The 19,580-nt window shown below is 40.8% G+C and carries 15 protein-coding genes; 7 read left to right on the top strand and 8 right to left on the bottom strand.

The window, feature by feature from the left end; genetic code table 11:
* Nucleotides 1–2 precede the first annotated feature (2 nt).
* Nucleotides 3–1,007: a hypothetical protein gene (locus tag JXL83_04510; GenBank protein ID MBN2363376.1), complete on the top strand. Its 1,005-nt coding sequence runs from the start codon at nucleotides 3–5 to the stop codon at nucleotides 1,005–1,007.
* A gap of 6 nt (nucleotides 1,008–1,013) precedes the next feature.
* Nucleotides 1,014–2,270 (top strand): glycosyltransferase, encoded by a 1,257-nt coding sequence (locus tag JXL83_04505; protein MBN2363375.1) that lies wholly within the window; start codon nucleotides 1,014–1,016, stop codon nucleotides 2,268–2,270.
* On the opposite strand, the gene JXL83_04500 is transcribed toward JXL83_04505, so the two are convergent.
* The 6 genes from JXL83_04500 to JXL83_04475 are packed head-to-tail and all read right to left on the bottom strand — an operon-like array spanning nucleotide 2,267 to nucleotide 11,903.
* Nucleotides 2,267–4,279 carry a hypothetical protein gene (locus tag JXL83_04500; protein ID MBN2363374.1) on the bottom strand — a complete coding sequence of 671 codons (2,013 nt, stop codon included), beginning with the start codon at nucleotides 4,277–4,279 and terminating at the stop codon, nucleotides 2,267–2,269. The genes JXL83_04505 and JXL83_04500 overlap by 4 nt on opposite strands.
* Nucleotide 4,280: 1 nt before the next feature.
* The gene (locus JXL83_04495; protein ID MBN2363373.1) at nucleotides 4,281–6,428 is read right to left on the bottom strand and encodes a T9SS type A sorting domain-containing protein; all 2,148 of its coding nucleotides are present in this window, start codon (nucleotides 6,426–6,428) and stop codon (nucleotides 4,281–4,283) included.
* 16 nt (nucleotides 6,429–6,444) lie between these two features.
* A complete protein-coding gene (locus JXL83_04490) occupies nucleotides 6,445–7,833 on the bottom strand; it encodes a sugar transferase (protein MBN2363372.1) in 1,389 nt (462 codons plus the stop codon).
* Complete coding sequence (locus JXL83_04485) at nucleotides 7,830–8,543, bottom strand: polyprenol monophosphomannose synthase (GenBank protein ID MBN2363371.1); 714 nt, start codon at nucleotides 8,541–8,543, stop codon at nucleotides 7,830–7,832. The genes JXL83_04490 and JXL83_04485 overlap by 4 nt, the downstream gene beginning before the upstream one ends.
* Complete coding sequence (locus tag JXL83_04480) at nucleotides 8,540–10,975, bottom strand: hypothetical protein (GenBank protein ID MBN2363370.1); 2,436 nt, start codon at nucleotides 10,973–10,975, stop codon at nucleotides 8,540–8,542. The genes JXL83_04485 and JXL83_04480 overlap by 4 nt, the downstream gene beginning before the upstream one ends.
* On the bottom strand, nucleotides 10,953–11,903 hold the full coding sequence (locus JXL83_04475; GenBank protein ID MBN2363369.1) for a flippase-like domain-containing protein: 951 nt from the start codon (nucleotides 11,901–11,903) through the stop codon (nucleotides 10,953–10,955). Before JXL83_04475 ends, JXL83_04480 begins: the two co-directional genes overlap by 23 nt.
* A gap of 225 nt (nucleotides 11,904–12,128) precedes the next feature.
* Between JXL83_04475 and JXL83_04470 the strand changes: the two genes are divergently transcribed.
* The 5 genes from JXL83_04470 to JXL83_04450 are packed head-to-tail and all read left to right on the top strand — an operon-like array spanning nucleotide 12,129 to nucleotide 16,858.
* Nucleotides 12,129–12,374, top strand: coding sequence for a hypothetical protein (locus JXL83_04470; GenBank protein MBN2363368.1), 246 nt, complete (start codon nucleotides 12,129–12,131; stop codon nucleotides 12,372–12,374).
* A complete protein-coding gene (locus tag JXL83_04465) occupies nucleotides 12,367–13,065 on the top strand; it encodes an SDR family oxidoreductase (GenBank protein MBN2363367.1) in 699 nt (232 codons plus the stop codon). Before JXL83_04470 ends, JXL83_04465 begins: the two co-directional genes overlap by 8 nt.
* 6 nt (nucleotides 13,066–13,071) lie before the next feature.
* Entirely contained in the window at nucleotides 13,072–14,430 is a 1,359-nt protein-coding gene (locus JXL83_04460; GenBank protein ID MBN2363366.1) for a long-chain fatty acid--CoA ligase, read from the top strand.
* Complete coding sequence (locus JXL83_04455) at nucleotides 14,427–15,503, top strand: hypothetical protein (protein MBN2363365.1); 1,077 nt, start codon at nucleotides 14,427–14,429, stop codon at nucleotides 15,501–15,503. Before JXL83_04460 ends, JXL83_04455 begins: the two co-directional genes overlap by 4 nt.
* An 11-nt stretch (nucleotides 15,504–15,514) precedes the next feature.
* Nucleotides 15,515–16,858, top strand: a complete 1,344-nt coding sequence (locus JXL83_04450) for a hypothetical protein (GenBank protein ID MBN2363364.1) — start codon at nucleotides 15,515–15,517, stop codon at nucleotides 16,856–16,858.
* Between the two features lie 32 nt (nucleotides 16,859–16,890).
* On the opposite strand, the gene JXL83_04445 is transcribed toward JXL83_04450, so the two are convergent.
* Nucleotides 16,891–18,192, bottom strand: coding sequence for a T9SS type A sorting domain-containing protein (locus tag JXL83_04445; protein ID MBN2363363.1), 1,302 nt, complete (start codon nucleotides 18,190–18,192; stop codon nucleotides 16,891–16,893).
* A 55-nt stretch (nucleotides 18,193–18,247) separates the two neighbouring features.
* Nucleotides 18,248–19,580: T9SS type A sorting domain-containing protein (locus tag JXL83_04440; protein ID MBN2363362.1), on the bottom strand; the 1,333-nt coding region annotated here is incomplete at its 5' end.

Genomic DNA, 19,580 nt, shown 5'->3' with positions numbered 1-19,580 from the left:
CGATGAGCATGATATACGATATGATGATAAAGTTGAGCAAAGAAGAGAGAAACGGAATATTCTCCATAATCACATCTTTGGGAGACAACATTTTTCTTAACATTTCATCGGGAAAGATCAGTGCCGCAATCTGGCAGACAAAGGACGGGAAGGCCGTGCCTCTCTGGTTCTACCTTCAGACTAACAGCGAACTGATAAGCGACGAAGAATTCTCCGGACTCGAAAAAACTGCGCAGGAAAAAGATCTGAGCACCGGAGAGCTTTTATCAGGTTCGGGGAACCTGTCGCCTGAAAAGAGAATAAGATTTATAAAAGGCAAGATACGAGACATTGCGTTCAATGTCTTTTCCCTTAAAAACGAAGAGATAGCGGGAACTACGTTCGCTGAAAACGAGCTGCTCTATCATAAATCGGAACTCGAAATTGAAGAGGACATAGAATCGCTCTGGAACGATTACCTGAAGTCCGTCGAAAACATGGAGCTTATAGTTGAATCAATTGGCGACGAAGAAACGCTTATCTCTGTGAACAGTGTTTCAGTTGAAAAACTCACAAGGGAAGAGCGTTTTCTTTATAATTTCGTCGGGAACAAGAAATATCTGGGCGAAATTCTTCATCTGCCGATACCCTCGAGGGTCAAGATTTACAAAATTCTGGCGTCTCTGAATCAGAAAAAAGCGATAGGTATTTTGAAGAAGAAGACGGAAGGGGAAGACCCGGACAAAAAGATAGATTTTAATTTTATGACGGTTATTGTTTTTGCCGTGATTATTTTTCTGCTGAGCGCATCACTGACTTTAACCGCTATTTTCCTTTCGAGAGACGAATTCCTCATTGGCAGGGGCTCTGTATCTTTAGAAGAAGAAAAGGTTCACGAAAAGGAAATACTCGGCACAATTGTCGCCGAAGGAGTTTATCCTTACAAAGACAGACTCGAGACCGGATATTTTGATATCAATTTCAGAAGAGTCGGCGGAAAAATCCTGTATGATGCCGTGAAACGCTGATTCATCTTGAAAAAAACCGAAACAGTCAAAAAACTTCTTTTCATATCATATTTTTTCCCCCCTCTCGGATTGTCGGGCGTTCAGAGACAGGCTAAATTCTGCAAATACATGCCTGATTTCGGTTGGTCAGCTACTGTACTGACATCCAGACCTCGATGGTACTTCGCTTTCGACAGAAAAATGTATGAAGAAATCAGGAATAAAACTGATATCCACAGAATACCTTCTTTGGACCATTTTCATCTTCCATTTTTCGAAAAATTTTTTCTGTCGCCAAAAAAGGAAAAACTTTCAAATTTTGGAAAATCACGTTCTTTCGCGTTTCCAGATCCGGAGATCGGCTGGGTGCCCTTCTGCGCCGATTACGCTGTGAGACTTTGCGGGAAAATCAAATTCGACGCTGTCATGTGTTCTGTTCCTCCTTTTTCATCTGCCCTCGCCGGACTTCTGGTCAGTAAAAGATGCGGACTGCCGCTCGCCATAGATTTCAGAGATCCCTGGATTGACGAAAAACTATTTCCGAGCGCGACGAAATACCACGCGTGGTTCAATCTTGAACTGGAAAAATCGGTAGTCAGGAATTCGTCTTTGATCATAACTATAAACGAAAAAATCAGAAACAGCATATTAGAAAGGCACGGCACGAAAAACACCGCCGTAATTTCTCACGGTTACGATCCGGATGATTTTCCCGAAATGGTTCTGCAAAGCAGGGAGACATTCACAGTTTGTCATATGGGTTCGCTTTTGAGAGGGAGAAAACCTGACGTCCTTCTCAGAGCTCTGGACCTGCTCAGATTTGAAAATATCAAAGCTGTGTTTATAGGAAAAAATTCCGACAGCGCTCTGAAAACGGCCGAAGAGAAAGGTCTGAAAGTAAAAATTGAGAGCCTTGGCTACCTGAGTCACAAAGACGCAATTAAAGAGGCAATGAAATCTGATGTTTTGTGGTTTTACATTTCTCCTTCGGAAGGAGATGCCGTCTCAACTGGCAAGCTGTTTGATTATCTCGGAACGGGACTTCCGATAATCGCTTCGATTCCGAACAATACTGACGCCGCAGAAGTTTTGAGAAAGACCGGAGCCGGAGATGTGGTTTCCCCCGACGACCATGAAACACTTTCTGAGAAAATAAAAGACCTGATCAAAAAAAAATCAAGGCGGTCGTTAAATTCACGCAGATCGCATCCTGATTACGACAGGAAAAAACTCACGGGGAGTCTTTGCGAAGAACTCGACAAAATCAGGTATGAAAGCTTTTAATCCGGACGCTTTTTCGTGATCGAAAAAACCGGACCTTCTATGTTGCTTCCCGTCAGAGTTGACAAATCTCCGCCGTAATCGTCCGTTGAAATCAGCTGGCGGGACTTGTTCAGAGCTCCGAAAAACTGAAAGTGAAGAGGGGGAGACATCATAGCGATGTCGTGAGGTTCTGTCCTTCTGTACAGAATATTCGCGAGAATTTCCTTCGGGTCGTCAAACTGCGGAAAGGAAGCGCTTCTGTATGGGAGTATCCTGAATTCGTCGCAATATTTTATTAGGGAAAGAGTCGATGAAAGATCACACAGAACCCTTTTGACGCTCCATGAAAGCCTGGAAAGTATCATGGAGCGTTTGACTGTTTCTCCGGCTGCTACGAGAACGCCTTCGGAGTAAGTCTTGGCTAAGAAACCCTCTCCGTAGGGAGCTGAAGCTATGCCTATCCCCGGCACGGGAGTTTCGTCGAAGGGTATGAGCGCGTCAAGCACTTTGGCAATCTTCATGGCTCCTCCCTCGGAATTATCAGCCGTAACAGCAAAAGTCAACGGGCCAAAAGACCGGATCGAAAGATTCGCTTTTCTAATGTGGTCTATTATTTCAGAGACGCTCGAAAACAGACCTTCGGTGTCTTCGTCCGATGTAGTCTCTATGTCTCCGAAGACGAGAGTGAGGATTGCCGACGAAGAGTTTATTTTTTCGTTAATTTCTTTGAATAGCGGCTGGTCCTTGTCCCTATCGAGAATGACTTTTCCTTGTAGTCCGAAACGATAGAAATTCTCGTTTTCGACCAGGACAAGAGCGGCGTGATTGGCTACGTCCCAGGGGCTCCAACTCTCGTTGAGTTCTTCGTCAGGCCAGATTCTCAGTGTCTCGATAAAGGATTTTGCGGTCATTATGGGTTCGAAAACACCTACAATAATAGCTCTGACGCCATCGAGCGCGCCTTTTGCGTCAGCCATGTATTTTTTTCCCGCGAGGTTTAGGTTTCTAAGAATTATGTTTTCCTGTTCAATTTTGGAATCTTTTTTATCAATTTTAGAAATGAACCTGTATTGCTGAGTGAGCTCGTCTGAAATCAGATTGAGCAGGTCTCCCGGAGGAAAAGCTATCAGTTCGAAAAGATTTTCGAATGAGTTTATTACATCAGAAAAACTTAGTGATTGTTTTTCGGACATCAAATGAAAGCTTCTGCCGATTTCAACAGGATTTTTTTTGGCCGATTTTTCAAGTTTTTTCAGGTCCTCAATCGAGATTTCCGAACCGAGTCTGTTTATCCTCTCTTCAAGTATTGAGAGGTCTTCCGAGCTGAATCGCGGTTTTTCATCGGTGAACTTGGCGATTTCTCTGGATATAGCGTATTTGGAAACCGATTTGTAAATTGACGAAAAAATAGTCGGTGGCAGACCGAGTTCGCTAATTATGTTTGACGCAATTTCAAGTGAAAGATCATCCCACACAGGTCCTACAACAGGTAAAATTGTCAGATCGAGCCACAGATTGAAAGAGGTGTTTCTGCTTTTTAAAAGTTTTCTGACGCTTCTGAGGGCTTCTCTTAGCCTTCCCGCTACAGAACTGGCTTTGTTTACAGCGTCTTTTGCAGGAAGCGAGAACAATACTGGAGCGGTAGCTATTTCAGCCAGTTTATAGACTGACGCATCGAGAATGGGGATCAGATCAGGATCAGTCTCCGAAATCCTCGAATACAGATGATAGAGAGTTTTTTCGAGATCAATGTTTTTTTCGGAACTTTTTTTGGTCAAAGTCTTTAAAAGCATATCCGACAGTTCGGTTTTTAAATTGCCTTCGAAAGAAACTCTTATAACACCTGTTTTTCTGTGTTTCTCGACGAATAAAGAAGCCTGTTTCGAATGAGATGCGCCGGATACAGATCTTGTCAGCCTAAGCGTGTGGGAAGCGAATGGTCCGTAACCTTGCTTTTTAAGCTTTTCAGAGTAAAAAGAACTTGATTCAGCTGAACAAAGAAAATCCGAAAGCTGGATGTAGGCTCCCATATTATCTTACGATAACGAGCCTTCCTCTCGCAGTCGTCTTGTTTGATTTAGCGACGACGAAATAAAGACCGGACGCAATTTCGCTTAGCGATTGAGGTTGTATTACTAGATTTCCATTGTCTGATAAAGCCGAAGAATATACAAGCATTCCGTCCATAGAATAAATGTAAAAATATTCTGCGCTGTCAGTCACTAAAGTCAATGGGCAGTCAAGGCGCCACGGATTAGGGAAAACAAGCAGTTCACCCTCGGTTGCGTCGGATTCGCTTTTTACTGGAAACAGGCAAAGTCCCTTGCTCGTCGGGACTAACAGAATACCTGAATCGGCATGATAGAAAAGACCCCCTCTGTTATCTCCTACAGGAATGCCCGGAAGAGTCGAAGGCTGTTCGAATTTTTCCCAGGTGCCGTCTTCTTTCCTGTGCGAGAGCCCCGCGTTATCGCACAACGCCCAAAGACCGTTTCCGGGAATGTAGAGGAGAGAAACCACTGAAGGACCTATCAAACCGCCCTGTGTGTTTGAATTAGTTATTGTGTCTGTGACCGTGTAAGAGGTTAAGTCGAATGTGTTTATACCGCCGTTGGACCCTATGAAGATAAGATGGTCCTTAAAGTTGTCTATTGAGTTTATGTCGTTTCCGGACAGCGTCAGTATTTCAGGGGAAACGGAGGAATCCGACGGATTGAAAATGCTTGCGAAACCGTTGGCGTTCAAATGAGCCGTTCCGAAAGCCACTCTTCCGTCTTTGAGCATGCATATTGAATAAATATATATAAAAAGATTGTTGTAATAAGTTATTACCGAGTTGTCCGGTTTTACCCTGAATAGATACGGGCCCTGATTGTCGAAAGAAGCGCACCATACGTCTCCGTTGGGGTCGACGGTCAAAGCGCTTATCGGCTGTTGCTGATCGCTTGGAGTGTATGGCAGAGCCAGTTTTTCGAAACGGGAGGAGTCGGCGCTCGTTTTACCGGGATAAAGGAAAATCAGAGCGCCCGGCCTGCCCCAGACCCCTATTACAAAAGTAGAATCGTTCCTGACGGAAATAAACCTTCCCGCTCCCCAGTCACCGGTTGTGTCGTAGTTGAGAGAAGTTAATATTTCCCATTCTCCGTCCGGATATCTCAGGGAGACAGCGTCTCCGTAATCGTTGCCGAAATGTATGGCGGCTATTATACCGTTAGGGAGCATGGCGGCGGATGAAACGAGCGGTTTAAAAAGCCCCGGAGGCATGACTTGTCTCCACGAATTTGATTCGTAGCAATAATTCGACAGAGTGGCTGTTCCCGCGCATAAACGGCCGTCGGGATTCAAAGAAACGCTGACCGGTCTCGACGGAATTCCCGGACCGTATTGATTCCACGTTCCGTTGTTCCATCTTTTGACCGACCAGTTTTCGTAATCGTTGACGAAAAGAGTGTCTCTAACGACGGACAAGCGCATTTTTCGCGAATTTATCCCTGTAGAGACGAAACTGTCTCCCGACAGGAATTTAACGTAACTGCTCGTCGAAATCCATACAGTGTCGTTGTAAACGACAACTGAGAGAACTGATTCCTGCGCGCTTAATCCTTTTGAGAAACCGGAGTATGTTGTTGTGTCCCCGAATGTTCCGGCGGGTATGAAAAAAAGTTCGCCTACTGTTCCCGCCGCGAGAATATCTCCGTTCAGTAAAAGAGCGTTGACGGTTCTGTCCGATAAAAATCTCGATGAATGTCCGTAGGAAAATGTGAGAGGATTGCCCCCGGTGTTCCAGCACCAACAGCCGTTCTCTCCTCCGGCCCAAAGTGTGTCGTCTCTGTATTCCAGTTCCCTGATTTCACCGTGAGGTATACCCTGAAAAAAAGAGGTCAGCTGAATGAATTCCGAGAAGTCCCTTGAAAAAACAGTCAACCCGCTGGAAGTCCCGGCGAAGAGGTTCCCGTTTTCGTCGAAGACTGCGTCCATAGCGTTGTTGTCGAGAAGTCCGTCGGAATTATTAATAACTACTTCGTGTCCCGAGGAGTCGGAAACACAGATCCCTCCCGAACTCATTGTGACTAGTTTCCCGCCGAGAAACTCAAGTCTGTTGACTTGAGCGTGAGAAGTGTAAATCGTTATCCCGTCTCCGGCGGATAATAAAAAAGCGAGGAATGCTAATATAAACATAATACCTCCGTGTTTATCAGTAAGCACCCATCCCGCTTATTATGGCGGGAAGAGTCTTGATCATGATCTTAATATCTAACCACAGCGACCAATTGTCAATGTATTCGAGATCCAATTTGACCCATTTGTCGAAATCGAGTATTTTGCTTCTGCCGCCTATTTGCCAAAGGCAAGTCAGTCCCGGTTTCATGGACAATTTTCTTTTCTGCCAGTTCTTGTACATTTTTACTTCTTCTGGAAGAGGGGGTCTCGGACCGACAAAACTCATTTCCCCTTTAATTATGTTAACGAGCTGTGGAAGTTCATCGAGGCTCCACCTGCGCAGGAATTTGCCGACTTTTGTCACTCTCGGATCTTTAGGGTGTTTGAACGCACAACCCTGGATAAGATTGCTTTCAAGAAGAGATGGAAGAAGCTCTTCGGAACCTTCCCGCATTGTTCTGAACTTAAGCATTTTGAAAGGTTTCCCGTTAAGTCCGCTCCGGATTTGGCTGAAAATTACAGTTCCCGGTGAAGATATTTTTACGGCTGCGCTTATGAGAGCCAGAAGAGGAAATAAAACAATAATTCCGAGTACTCCAAGCGCTTTGTCAATAATGTCTTTGGATATGAGTCCCCACACTCTTCCCGTAGTCGTGTAAAAAGTGAAAAACGGAAAACCGGATATCTCTTCGACTTTTAGCCAGGATATTTTAGGTTTTATCGAAGTGTCTATCAGCAGAGAGACGGGCACGCCTTTTTCTTCGCAGAACTCGACGAGAGGTTTAAAATGTACGTAGTTGGAAGGACCGAGTCCTACTACTATCCAATCCACAGTTCCGAGGCTTATTTTGTCGAAAATTTCACTCATTCTCTCATCGGTGATTTCTTCTTTGATTCTGATGATATCCAGTATCCTTTTTCCTATTGAAAGATTTTTCCTTATTATCTTTTCTATGTTTCTGCTGTTGCGTTCGTCGGAGATGATGATTATGTTCAGTTTCATCAGCTTGTTCCTTATCTTTAGAAGCAGGAATCTGTTTAACAGTATTATGCCGAGATCCGCAAGCATGAACAAAACGAAAACCGACCTGCTTTGTATGTATGACTTCGTCAAAAAGAAAAATAGGCCTAAAATGCTTCCCGAAGTTACAATTGATTTCAATACAGGGAGGAGAAGTTCAGCCGTTTTACGGGTTTCTGATTTCGGATATGTTTGATAGGCATTCAGGAAAAAAGCCCAGAGAACTGCAGTAAGCGGCAGTACCCAGGGAAGCCTCTGCAGTCTCTGCAAGGCAGTTTGATAGGTCGTCTCGGCGAAAAACATCTGAACGAAAAACTGGAGAAACACGAAAAGAAGAATTGTCGCAAGTATGTCCCAAAGACAGAAAAATTTGTTTATTTTTTCGGTTTTGCTGACTATCATAATTTTCTGAAAATCTTTGCCATTCTGAGACGCCAGACCATGAAAATTGCTTCCCAGATTATCTTTTTCGACATCTTGCTCTTGCCTTCGGTTCTGTCGGCGAAAATAATAGGAATCTCCTTTATTTTCAAACCCTTGGCGTAGGCTTTGAAATCTATTTCAATTTGAAAGGAATATCCGTCGGAATGGATCCTGTTCAGGTCGAGAGATTGGAGCGTCTGTCTTCTGAAACATTTGAATCCGCCGGTAAGGTCTTTTATGGGGCAGCCTGTGACAAGAGAGGCGTATTTATTGGCGAAATAACTCAAAAGAAGCCTGCTCATGGGCCAATTGATTACGCTGACTCCGTTTATGTATCTTGAACCTATTACCAGGTCGTATTTCTTTATTTTTTCGAGAAATACGGGAAGCATCGTCGGGTCGTGAGAGAAATCCGCGTCCATTTCGAAAACGCAGTCGTATTTATTCTCTATTGCCCATTTGAATCCGTCGACATAAGCCGTTCCGAGCCCCATCTTTCCGGAACGTCTTTTGAGATGTATCCTCGGTCTGCTTTTTCTCATTTCGAGGACTTTTTCGCCTGTGTTATCGGGAGAAGAATCGTCAACTACGAGGACATCCAGTCTGTCGTCCTGTTCGAGTATCTTGATTAATATTTTTTCAATGTTCTCAATTTCGTTGTAAGTCGGTATCACTACGAGGGCTTTCATATTTTTTTCCTCCAGCTGATTATCATGAGGATTGACCATAAGATTATAGCCGCAAGCGTAACTGCATATCCAATTCTAACAGAAAGAGGATCGTAAATCATCAGCAATTCGTGTTCTCCGCCCGATGAAACCGGAACACACCGAAGAGAGTAATACGCCCTTAAAATTTCGGTATTATTTCCGTCTACGTATGCTTTCCAACCCGGGGCGTAATTGTCGTTTATGACGAGAAAAGAGGGCCCTTCAGTAGTGATTGAAACTTTTATTCGGTCGGGCGAGTATTCTGTTATCTCGGCGCTTCCTCCTGATGAGCCGGCAATACCGGGCTCTTCAGAGAGAATAACAGTCCTGGAGAAATCGATGTTTTCGTCGTGGACTGCGGCCAGGCAGGCTTCGTCATCAGTTATTACTCTGCATGAAGGAACGAGAAAGGCTTTAGGCAGAGCGAGAGTGTCTACAAGCAAAACCATGTTGCCCGCGTCTACGACAACGCCTGAATCCATCCTGATGCGACCGGTTTTACAAAGCCCGAACATGTCTGCGAGCTGAGCGGCCCTGTCGGGATCTTCGGAGGAAAGTCTCACGATTTCCGAGTACAGGATTTTGCTGAGAGGCTGGAATTTGATGCCGAGAAGTCTGCAAAGATTTATGTTTTCCGACAGAAGTCCTCCGTTCTGGAACATTATAGTCTGCGGAAGACCTATGAGGTCCTGATATCTCTGAAGCTGGTTTCCGTGATATCCGCCCGGCGAATAAAGTCCGTTCGCCATCAGGTAGTTGTCGCTGGAATGATTGTCAACAGGACGAACTCCGTTTTGAGTTATCAGCAGATCGAAGTATGTAGTTGGCATTATTCTGTAAAGAGAATCGTTGTTTTTTACAAAATTAACGGAAAAATCCGGTTTGTATATTTCTTCCGCCGAAAGGTATTTACCTGAATCATCCCTGATGAATTGTACGAATTTGCTGTTAGTTCTGTATAAATCAGTAAAAGCGACGAAACAGAAAAGAAAGAAAATGTAGCGTTTTTTTTCGGGGTATTTTAAACAGAGCAGTATGGATGCAACAGAAAAAATTAAAACGAAAGATGAGATCATCGCTCCGCTGTTTAATTCTTTCGTGTTTTGAGCAGCTAAAGCAATTTTATCGGAGTTTTGAGCAATTTTTGAGGCCAGGGCCGGACTCAATGCAATCAGAATTAAAAGTAAGATCGAAAATACAATCAAAGGCATCTTTTTAATTTCTGATGCGAGTATGTTTTTCATGGTCAAAGACGTCGATGCAATTAGAGAGAAACAGAACATGAAAAAAGATATGCTGGGCGCTCTGAATTTATTGAATCCCGGTATAAGTATATAGAGAGGTTTATAAAAAGCCGTGTGACCTCCAAATGAAACAATGAGGAAAAAGGCGGATATTCCTGCCAACGTAAATGCTCTTCTCCTGTCTCGGTTATTTTTTGAGAATAAAGCCAAAGGGGCGAATAAAAACGGAATGACACCCATGTATTCTGTGTGCAGTTTAAAAAAATTCTCACCCCAGTATTTTTCTTTAATACCTGAAAATCCGGAAATCATCGCGTCGAAAAATTCGGGTAAAGGCATTGACCAACTCGTTGCAAATTCCCATCCTCTGGTTGTTTGTCTTGGTGAGAGAGAGCTGTATTCGAGAAATGGTATAAATTGAGCGGCAGAAACCGCTAAAGCGAATCCCAAAGCTATCAAAGCAAAAGAAATGTTTTTATAGTAATTTTTAAAATCTTTTTTATAATTACCTACGAGTTCCGATACAAACCATATCAAGGTTCCCATCAACATGTAATAAGTCAACTGGACATTCGGCGCCAAAAGGCACAGTCCGATAAATCCCCCGCTGACAAGATAATAGAACAATCTTCTCGTGCGAATCCCTTTTGTGAGAAACAAAAAAACAGCTGGCGTGAAAGATTCCACGATTACTTTGCCGTCGTGCCCCGGATTTACCTGTGAAATAATTATTCCGGTGAACATGTACAAAAAGGCTATGAGAAGGGACACAGAATTATCCGAACCCAATTCTTTCGCCAAGAAAAACATAAAAATTCCCGCAAAAAGAAAATGAAGCAAAAATAAAAGCGCAAGCGCATATTCAGGAGGAAAAATCAGGCGAAGAAAAAGAGAAGGATAAAGTATGTCTCCGTGCATTGCCCCTATGAAAGGCAATCCGGAAAAAAGATAAGGATTCCACAAGGGGATGCCCTTTCCGTGGAGCATATTAGAAGAGGAGAATAATTTGTTTGAGTACCCGAGAAGCTGATCTCCGCAATCGAGCATTCTTCCCGGAAGCAGCATATAACCGAATGAAATCAATAATAAAACGGCTATAATGATCACATACCAATAGGTTTTAAACTTAAATGATACTTTGAGGTCATTTTTTGATTGTTTTCCCACTTTTCCTCCAGTTGATTGCCAGGCTGATAAAAAGACAAAGCAATTCTGTTACGGTAAGCATGATCCTGTTAAAAACAGTTATCATTGATGAAATCCCAATAGAGATTCCCATGCATTTATTCAACAACGATGACATTACGCCTTCTCTGATTCCTACTCCGCCTGGAGAAAGTAAAAAGAGGAGACCTGAAATATAGCTTGCTGAAAATACAGATGTGGCCGTTAAAAACTCACAGGAAAACACGCGTGCATTCACTTCCGGCATCGTAAAAGATTTTATGAACAGATAAAAACTAAGTCCTCTTACAAACCAAAAGAAAACATACAGAAGCAGGAATAAAGGCAGATAAAAGGAACTGAATTCAATCTCTTGTTTTTTCTGTTTTCTTTTTTCGGCGATAAAATATAAAAATGAGTTAATCAATTTTTTATTCGAAACAATTAATCCAAGAACGAAGCATAAAATTATGAAAATTCCCAAAGCTATGGGATTGAGATTTTTAGTAATTGAGACCAAGGTGAAAGCGCCGATTATCGCCCCTGTTAGAATAGAATATATCTGTACAATAAATGATGAAGTGAAAGAGACTTCAGTGTTGACGCCTTCCTTTGTTAAAAAATATGTCATTCCGGCGAAATGCCATATTTTTCCAGGAATATATCTGCCGAGAGATGAAACAAACCAGATTTTTAACACTTTTTTATACGACACATTGACTTTAAAAAGTCTGACAATTCTCAGCCACAGAAAAACTCCGAAGAACTGGATGAATATTTCAAGTAAAAATGAGGCTGTCAAAAGAGTATAGTTAGGTTTAAATGAAACGTTTCTGATTTGATTCCAATTGCCATATATGTTTTTAATTAAAAAAGCGATTGAAATCAAAAGCAGGGCAAGCATTAATGCATTGAATATTTTACTCTTCATTATTATTGAATTATTCCAAAACGTTACTCAATGGTCCCAAAAGTTGACATAAATTGTTCAATAATATATCATAGGTAAAAATTCAGCACAATCCGAGAAGTACGTTTTATAGTTATTTTGTTTGGTGTCTATAATATTCAAAATTTTTATTGACAGGGAGTTTGAGTGGATATCGAAAGTATTAAATCCATAATTATTCATTCTGTCGTTGAAACGACTGAAGAGATGAACATAAAAACCAGGAAAAATCCTGGCGATGACACAATTCTATATGGAGAAAACGGAATCGTCGATTCATTGGGGCTCGTCAATATTTTGACATCTGTCGAGCAAAAAATATCGGACGAATATAAAAAAGAAATTGTAATTGCGGATGAAAGAGCCATGAGCCAGAGATCTTCACCGTTCAGAACGATAGCCGCTTTGACTGATTATGTGTTTAAGTTGATGAACAGCAAACACGATGAATAATGTATTCGTTATAACGGGCACCAGCAAAGGGATAGGCAGATATCTTGCCGAATATTATCTTGAAAAAGGGAAAACCGTTGCAGGGTGCAGCCGTGGAGAATCCGATTTAAAACACGGAAGATACAGTCATTTCAATCTTGATGTATCAGATGAAGGCGCGGTTGTAAAAATGATAAGGGCGGTCAGCAAAGACAGCGGCGGAATAGACGTTTTGATAAACAATGCCGGCATCGCTTCCATGAATCATTTCATTATGACACCTCTTGCTTCCATGGAAAAAATATACAGAACAAATGTTTTGGGGACGTTTGTTTTTGCGAGAGAAAGCTCAAAAATAATGATGAGAAAGAAATACGGGAGGATAATAAATTTCGCGACCGTGGCTACTCCTTTAAGACTTGAAGGTGAAATGGCTTACGCCTCTTCTAAAAGCTCTGTCGAAAGCATGACTGAAATCATGGCAAAAGAGCTCGCTCCTTTCAACATCACATGCAACGCAGTTGGTCCGACACCTGTTTATACCGATTTGATTAAAAATGTTCCAAAATCAAAAATGGATTCTTTGATCGGACGTCAAACTATCCAAAGATTGGGAGAATTCAAAGATATATCAAATGTCATAGATTTTTTTATAAGACCTGAAAGCGATTTTATAACAGGTCAGGTCATATATCTCGGCGGTGTCAGGTAGTTTTTAATGCATGAACTTTCCTGGCTATTTGAAAGACTCAAAGGTATTGATACGGCCAAAGAAGCTGTTATTCAAGAGAATAAAGCAGCAACGTACGGCGAATTAATAGACAAAATAGGAATGTTATACAGCAGTATTTTATCCCAGGGAATAACTGGCGGCGAAACAGTCGGCCTGGCAACTGATTTCAGCATGGGATCGATTTCGCTGTTGATGGCGCTTATAAAAAACAGCAACATCATTGTTCCCGTGGCAAATTCCCCGCAGAGAAAACGTGAGTTTTTCGAGGAAGCGGATGTCTCACGCGAGGCAGTGATTCTCGAGAACGGAGAATTGAATTTTACAGACACTGGCAGAAATCCCAAAAACAGAATGATAATAGATTTTTCGAAGCAAATCAGACCCGGGATTGTATTATTCACTTCGGGGACTACGGGGAAGAGCAAGGGAGTTTTACACGATTTGACAAGACTCCTGCGAAAATTTCAAAACACGGTTCACGCCTCTCTCCGAACAATACCTTTTATGTTTTTTGATCATATCGGAGGTCTCGACACCCTTTTTGATGTTCTTCTTAACGGAGGAACGGTAGTTACTGTTCGTAACAGAGATCCGTATTCGGTATGCCGAGCAATTGAAAAGTACGGAATCGAACTGCTTCCGACAACCCCATCTTTTTTAAATCTTTTATTGTTGTCCAAAGAGTATCAAAAACACGATTTATCTTCTCTAAAAATAATTACTTACGGAGCTGAACCCATAATGGATTCCGTTTTGATGAAACTCAATGAGCAATTTCCTCATGTAAAGATAATCCAGAAATATGGTTTGACTGAGACGGGTTCTTTCAGGACAAAAAACAGGAGCAAGGACTCAAAGTGGATAAAAATGAATGACGGATCTTTGAAAACAAAAATAATTGATTCGAAATTGTACATTAAGACCGAATCATCAATGATTGGATATTTGAACGAAGAAAATCCGTTTGACGAAGAAGGATTTTATCCAACAGGGGATTTAGTAGAAGTTGACGGAGAGTATTTTAAAATCCTGGGCAGGGAATCCGATGTGATTAATGTCGGTGGAGAAAAAGTCCTGCCTCTAGAGGTTGAAAACGTCATTTACGAAATGCCTGAAATTTCCGAAGTTGTGGTTTATGGTAAAAACAATCCGATTCTTGGAAAAATTGTCGCTGCCGATGTTTTAATTACATCAGAAATAACAAAAAATGAAATTAAAAAAAGAATCCGTGCTCACTGCAGAAAAAAACTCGAAGAATATAAAATACCGGTTGAGGTGAATTTCATGGAATCTTACGGGCAATCCTCTGTAATAAAAAAAACAAGAAATAAAAAGGATACATGAGTCTATCTGTAGAAGCTGTCAAAGGACCATTGAGTGAAGAAATAATCAAAACTGTTTCGGATCTGTACGGGAAATTCGATTCACGGTTTGCTGATTTTGATTACTGCTTGAATAAATTCAATAAAAATCCTTACGGTTATTCATACCACTCATTCGCTTACGATGGAAAAAAAATTATCGGTCATTGCTCTGTAATTCCCGTGAAAATAATAAAAGATGGAAGAGAAATGAAATCCGGCAAATCGGAAGCCATGATTCTCGATCAAAAATACAGAAAATCAGCAGTTTTCGACGGGAGTAAAGATACGCCGCTTCTTTCAGGTATGGTTATGAGTTTATACAATGCGGCAATGATAGACGGTGTGGATCCAATTCATGCGATCAGCATGAACCCCGGTGTTTGTTTAATAAATAAATTGTCCGGATTTAAAAAGATTTCCATGTCGGAAAAAATGTACCTTAATATTATCTCACATAAAAGCATGGAAGAAACAGCTGAAAACGCGTTTCAAAAAATATCGATAAAGATTTTATTCGCTTTGAACATAATGTCTGACAAATTGAACAGTTGGAAAAATTCTATTACAAATGTTTCAACAGGAAATATTCGTTACAGTGAAAACGAACCGGAAGAAGCATTGTATACAAAAGAATATACTGAAAATCAGTGGGGAATATCTCTTGATCCAAAAACAGTTTCCTGGTTTTTTAAATCAGGAAGATTGATTAATCTCGAATTTGAGGACAACAAAAAAAGGATAATTCTTTGGAAAAGCACAAAGCCGGAAAACTCAATTTGGATAGTATATTGGAACGTTGCGGATTTGAATCTGTATTCAGGTATATTCGAGTATATTTTATACCTTGCCAAGAAAAAAAAAGTATCATGTGTCGTGTTTCCTGAATTTTCCATGCCTTATTATAAAAGTCAAAAAAACAAGGTCATGTCATGTTTAAAAAGATATTTATTTCCTGGAAAAAAAATGAATTTTGACATATACATAAAAAGCAAAGATTCTGATTTCATACGGAGTAAAAACATTGATTTCAACTCATTTTTTCTTTCCCTATAAAAAGAGGTGACATGGACCTTATAAAATCACAAGATCAGATATTGAAACTGTTCGATTCGGTTTTACCTGCTGAAACGCAATATGCGTCATCGATCGAATGGTCTGACAGTTACAAGAAGAACAAAATAGTAATATTATCAACTGAAAAAAAAAGAAAAGTCATAGTGATCGATGAAAAAAAGATACCGGTTTATTTCACATCGGAAACCGATTTTGAAGGCGAGATCATGCTGTTTTTTGAAGACGGATCGGCGGCGGCTTATTATTCGAAAGAATTGAATTCTATTGCTTTGCGCTTTGACCCTGTCCGATCCTCGCAGTATCTTATTTCTCTCGAATATGAAGAAGAAAGCCCTTTGGATAAATACGGACGCGTGATAAGCCGAGAAAATGTTTTGTATGAAGATTTGAGTATTCCCAGCGTAAATTACTATGCAAAAATATTGAAATCTGCATACGGATATTTGAAAACCGAAAAATTTATTTTTAACAGTGAAGATAAATTTTATGTATTATTGACTCACGACATTGACTATTTGTCGTCCTGGAGATTGTTTTTGCTGGCGAGAAGCTTCCAGCTTTTATTAAAACTTAAAATTGTTTTCTCAATGAGAACTTTTCTGAGGGTTTTTGGCAGGTCTAATCCCTATTTAAATTGCATCGGCGATTTTGAAAAAGCTGAAGCTGAAAAAGACGCGAGATCAGTTTATTTCTTTCTAACCGACAGTGGTAATTTTTTGAAAGCTGTTTTTAAGAAAAGCGGAACAGTTTTTGTCGAAAAAACGGGGTGGCTTTTCGAGCGTTTGAAAAAATCAGGAAATTCTTTAGCACTTCACACTTCTTTTTACGCAAACAAAGATCCCAATAAAATGATGGAAGAGAAAATGTTGCTTGAAAAGTTTTTGGGTGAAAAAGTGACTTCCAACAGACAGCATTACATTAACATGGTATTTCCTGAAAGCTGGATAAGTTCGGAAAAAGCCGGAATTGAGAACGATTTTTCTATGGGATTTTTCGATTCGTGCAGATTCAGGGGCGGTATAACCGTTCCTTTTCATCCTTTGACAGAAGGAGAAAGTTTGAAAATCACGGCTTTTCCGTTGAATTTCATGGATAGGACTTACACGAAATACATAGGAAACAAAGTTTCCAGCGAAAAAGATCTTGTGAACGAGATCATTGGTCACATCAAATTCACGGGAGGGCTTTTCACTCTTCTTTGGCACAACATTAATTGCGAGGAAGGGGGATTTGAAAAAGGGCTCGAGAAATACACTGAAATCCTTGATTTACTTAAAAGTCAAAACGCTGAATTTACGGACATTGAACAGTTAAAAAAAATCTTCAATGTTTAAGAGCAACGCCCATAAGCGTCAGTAAATTCAAATCATAAAACAATAAAGCTTTTGTTTAAAATATTTTCTGAATTCTTGAAAATCAAAAAATATGTGCCCGCTTTTTCAGCACGGAATGTGAATTGTTGATTCCCGCCATGAAATCCTGCTGAGGACTCAAAAACAATTCTTCCTGAAACGTCAATTATCTTTAATTCAATTTGGGCAGGTCCTTCGAGAAAATAATTAAAAGTTACTTCTCGGTTTTGGTTTTGTGTAATAGTCAGACTGTTGTTATGTACATTGTTGTCAGGTTGTTCTTCAACTCCAAGCGCCGAATACTGGAATATTTTCAAACCGCTTTGACCGTCGGCAAGAAATATATAATTATCATAACAGAAAACATCTCTCGCTTCACCCTGAGTGTTGTATGATCCCGCAAGAAAAGGATTGAGAGGATTTATTACATTTACAGCCTGTATTCCCCCGTTTATCCAGCCCGTGGTAAAAGCATACCCGTCATTGACGGATACTCCAAAAGCGTCCATGGAAGTATTGACGTAGCCAGCAAGTTGGATATTCGCAGGATCTGCTATATCAATAATCCTCAATCCGCCGTTTGAAACAAGACATTCGGAATTATTTGACTTTGGAAGTTTTGAATAAAACAAAGCGTCATTTTCTTCACTTGTTTTATTGCCGTAATCAAAGGTGCAATATGCGTAATTGCCTTCACAACAGACGTCGTATGCGTATTCGTTGTAATTGTCATAATAACTGTCTAACGGCACCGGATTGTTGGGATTTGTTACATCGATTGTGAAAAGGTAACCGGCCGCAAGCAAAGCAATATTGTCAACAACATAAACCCCAATTGAGGAATATGTCCAATAATATCCTGTCATTGCAGGCTCATACGGATTGGAAACATTGTATATGTACAATCCGCCCAAGTAATCACCGACGGCAAGATAAGCGTAATTTCCTGATACGAAAACATTGTATCCCGAGCCGAATATTTGAGTGTAGCTGGTGATGACGGGATTTGAAGGATTCGAAATATCGACAATACAGAAATAATCATATACATCGCAGGAAATATAAGCGTAGTTGTCTTTTACAAAAACACCGAATGCATATCCGGGTGTCGAGCAAAATCCGATTTCCTGGGGATTGGAGGGATTTGAAACGTCAATAATTCTCAAACCCATATCATAGTCAGCGACGTAGGCGTAATTATCTCTAACAAATACATCACGAGACCAGCCAGGGGTGTCGTATTGACCTGTCAAAGTAAATGCGCCTTCAGGAGTTGAGACTAGCGACATTAAAAAACTCAGAATTGTACCAAACATAACCGCCTCCTTTTGTTAATATTGTATAACTTAAATACAAATTTGCAACATGCTTTTACCTTATAACAACAGATTTGAAGGATTTTATGATTTCGCCTGTTCTGAAAGTGAAAAAGTAAACACCGTTGGACACGATCTGATCGGAAATATTTTTTCCGTTCCAATTGATAACGTGTGTTCCCTGATTCAGATAATCTTCCATAAAATTTATTACAAGTCTTCCATCAACGCTGTAGATATCAATTTTGACATCTGATGGATACGACAGATGGAAAGAGATTGAAAATCCTTCGGAAACACTGGAACAATTAAACCACAATACAGGGGAATGATCCGATTCACTACATGCATATTGGTCATATGATAATTGACAGTAAGGAAACCAGCCCATATCGTTTCGGGATCCGTCTGGATCGTTGTATACAGTGTCAGGATCACCGCTGTCAATGCATGGAGAATTAGCGTTAAGAAGGAAATCTTCATTGAGATCCGGATCACAAGATATCGAATTTGATCCGACCAAGCAGTTAATATAATTGTTAGTGCAGCTCCAGACGTCGTTGTAGTCGTTGACAAGCGGCAAAAAAGGGCTTTGCTTATGAATTCCGTACGTACAGTTGATGATTATATTGTTTCTTATTTCCGGGGCGGATGTTGAAAATGACGAGATGCCTCCGTTTGCAGAATTGGCAATTGTGTTGTTTATTATCCTTGCCGGAGAATTTCCTGAACTTGCCCAATTCATACCTGAGAGAGCAATCGCAGCCCAGTTCTGTACATTTTGACTAATTATCAAGTTTCCTCTTATTGTGGGAGAAGAGTTTTTACACCAAACGGCAATCCTTCCGCCTTCAAGAATAAGGTTTCTCAACTCAGCCGATTCGGTTTCGGATTCATCGAAAACGAACAAATCAAGTGTGTCGTTGTATGTCGTAATTGTGGCTCTCGAAAAATAATCATGAGACATCAAAATAATGTCTTTTCCTTGAAAATCAAGAGGTTCGCTTAAACTATAAGTTCCTGAATGAAGAGCAATGACATTATAATCGTGTAAATCATTTATAGTGGTTTGGATGTCGTCGTAACCGAGAACCTGAAAAACTGGTGTGGCGCCTATGTCGTTTCTCGTGCCGTCGGGATCATTGAAAAAGTAAATCGGATTCCCTCTGTCTATGCATGGCGATCCGCAATAAACAGCCAAATGATCCGTAAACATCGGGTTTTCACTTATTGAATTTTCGCCTGAATCCGAGATATTTATGTAATTCTGCCCGCAGTTCCAGACGTCATTGAAATCAAGGTTGGGAGCTATGGTGTTTCCGGTATTCTGAAAATGGATACCGTACGAGCAGTCTGTAATAATGTTGTTTTTTATCGTCGGAGCGATT

Source organism: candidate division WOR-3 bacterium, from assembly GCA_016934535.1.
GTDB lineage: Bacteria > SDB-A > SDB-A > SDB-A > SDB-A > JAFGIG01.
This window is presented reverse-complemented; position numbering and strand designations above follow the sequence as displayed.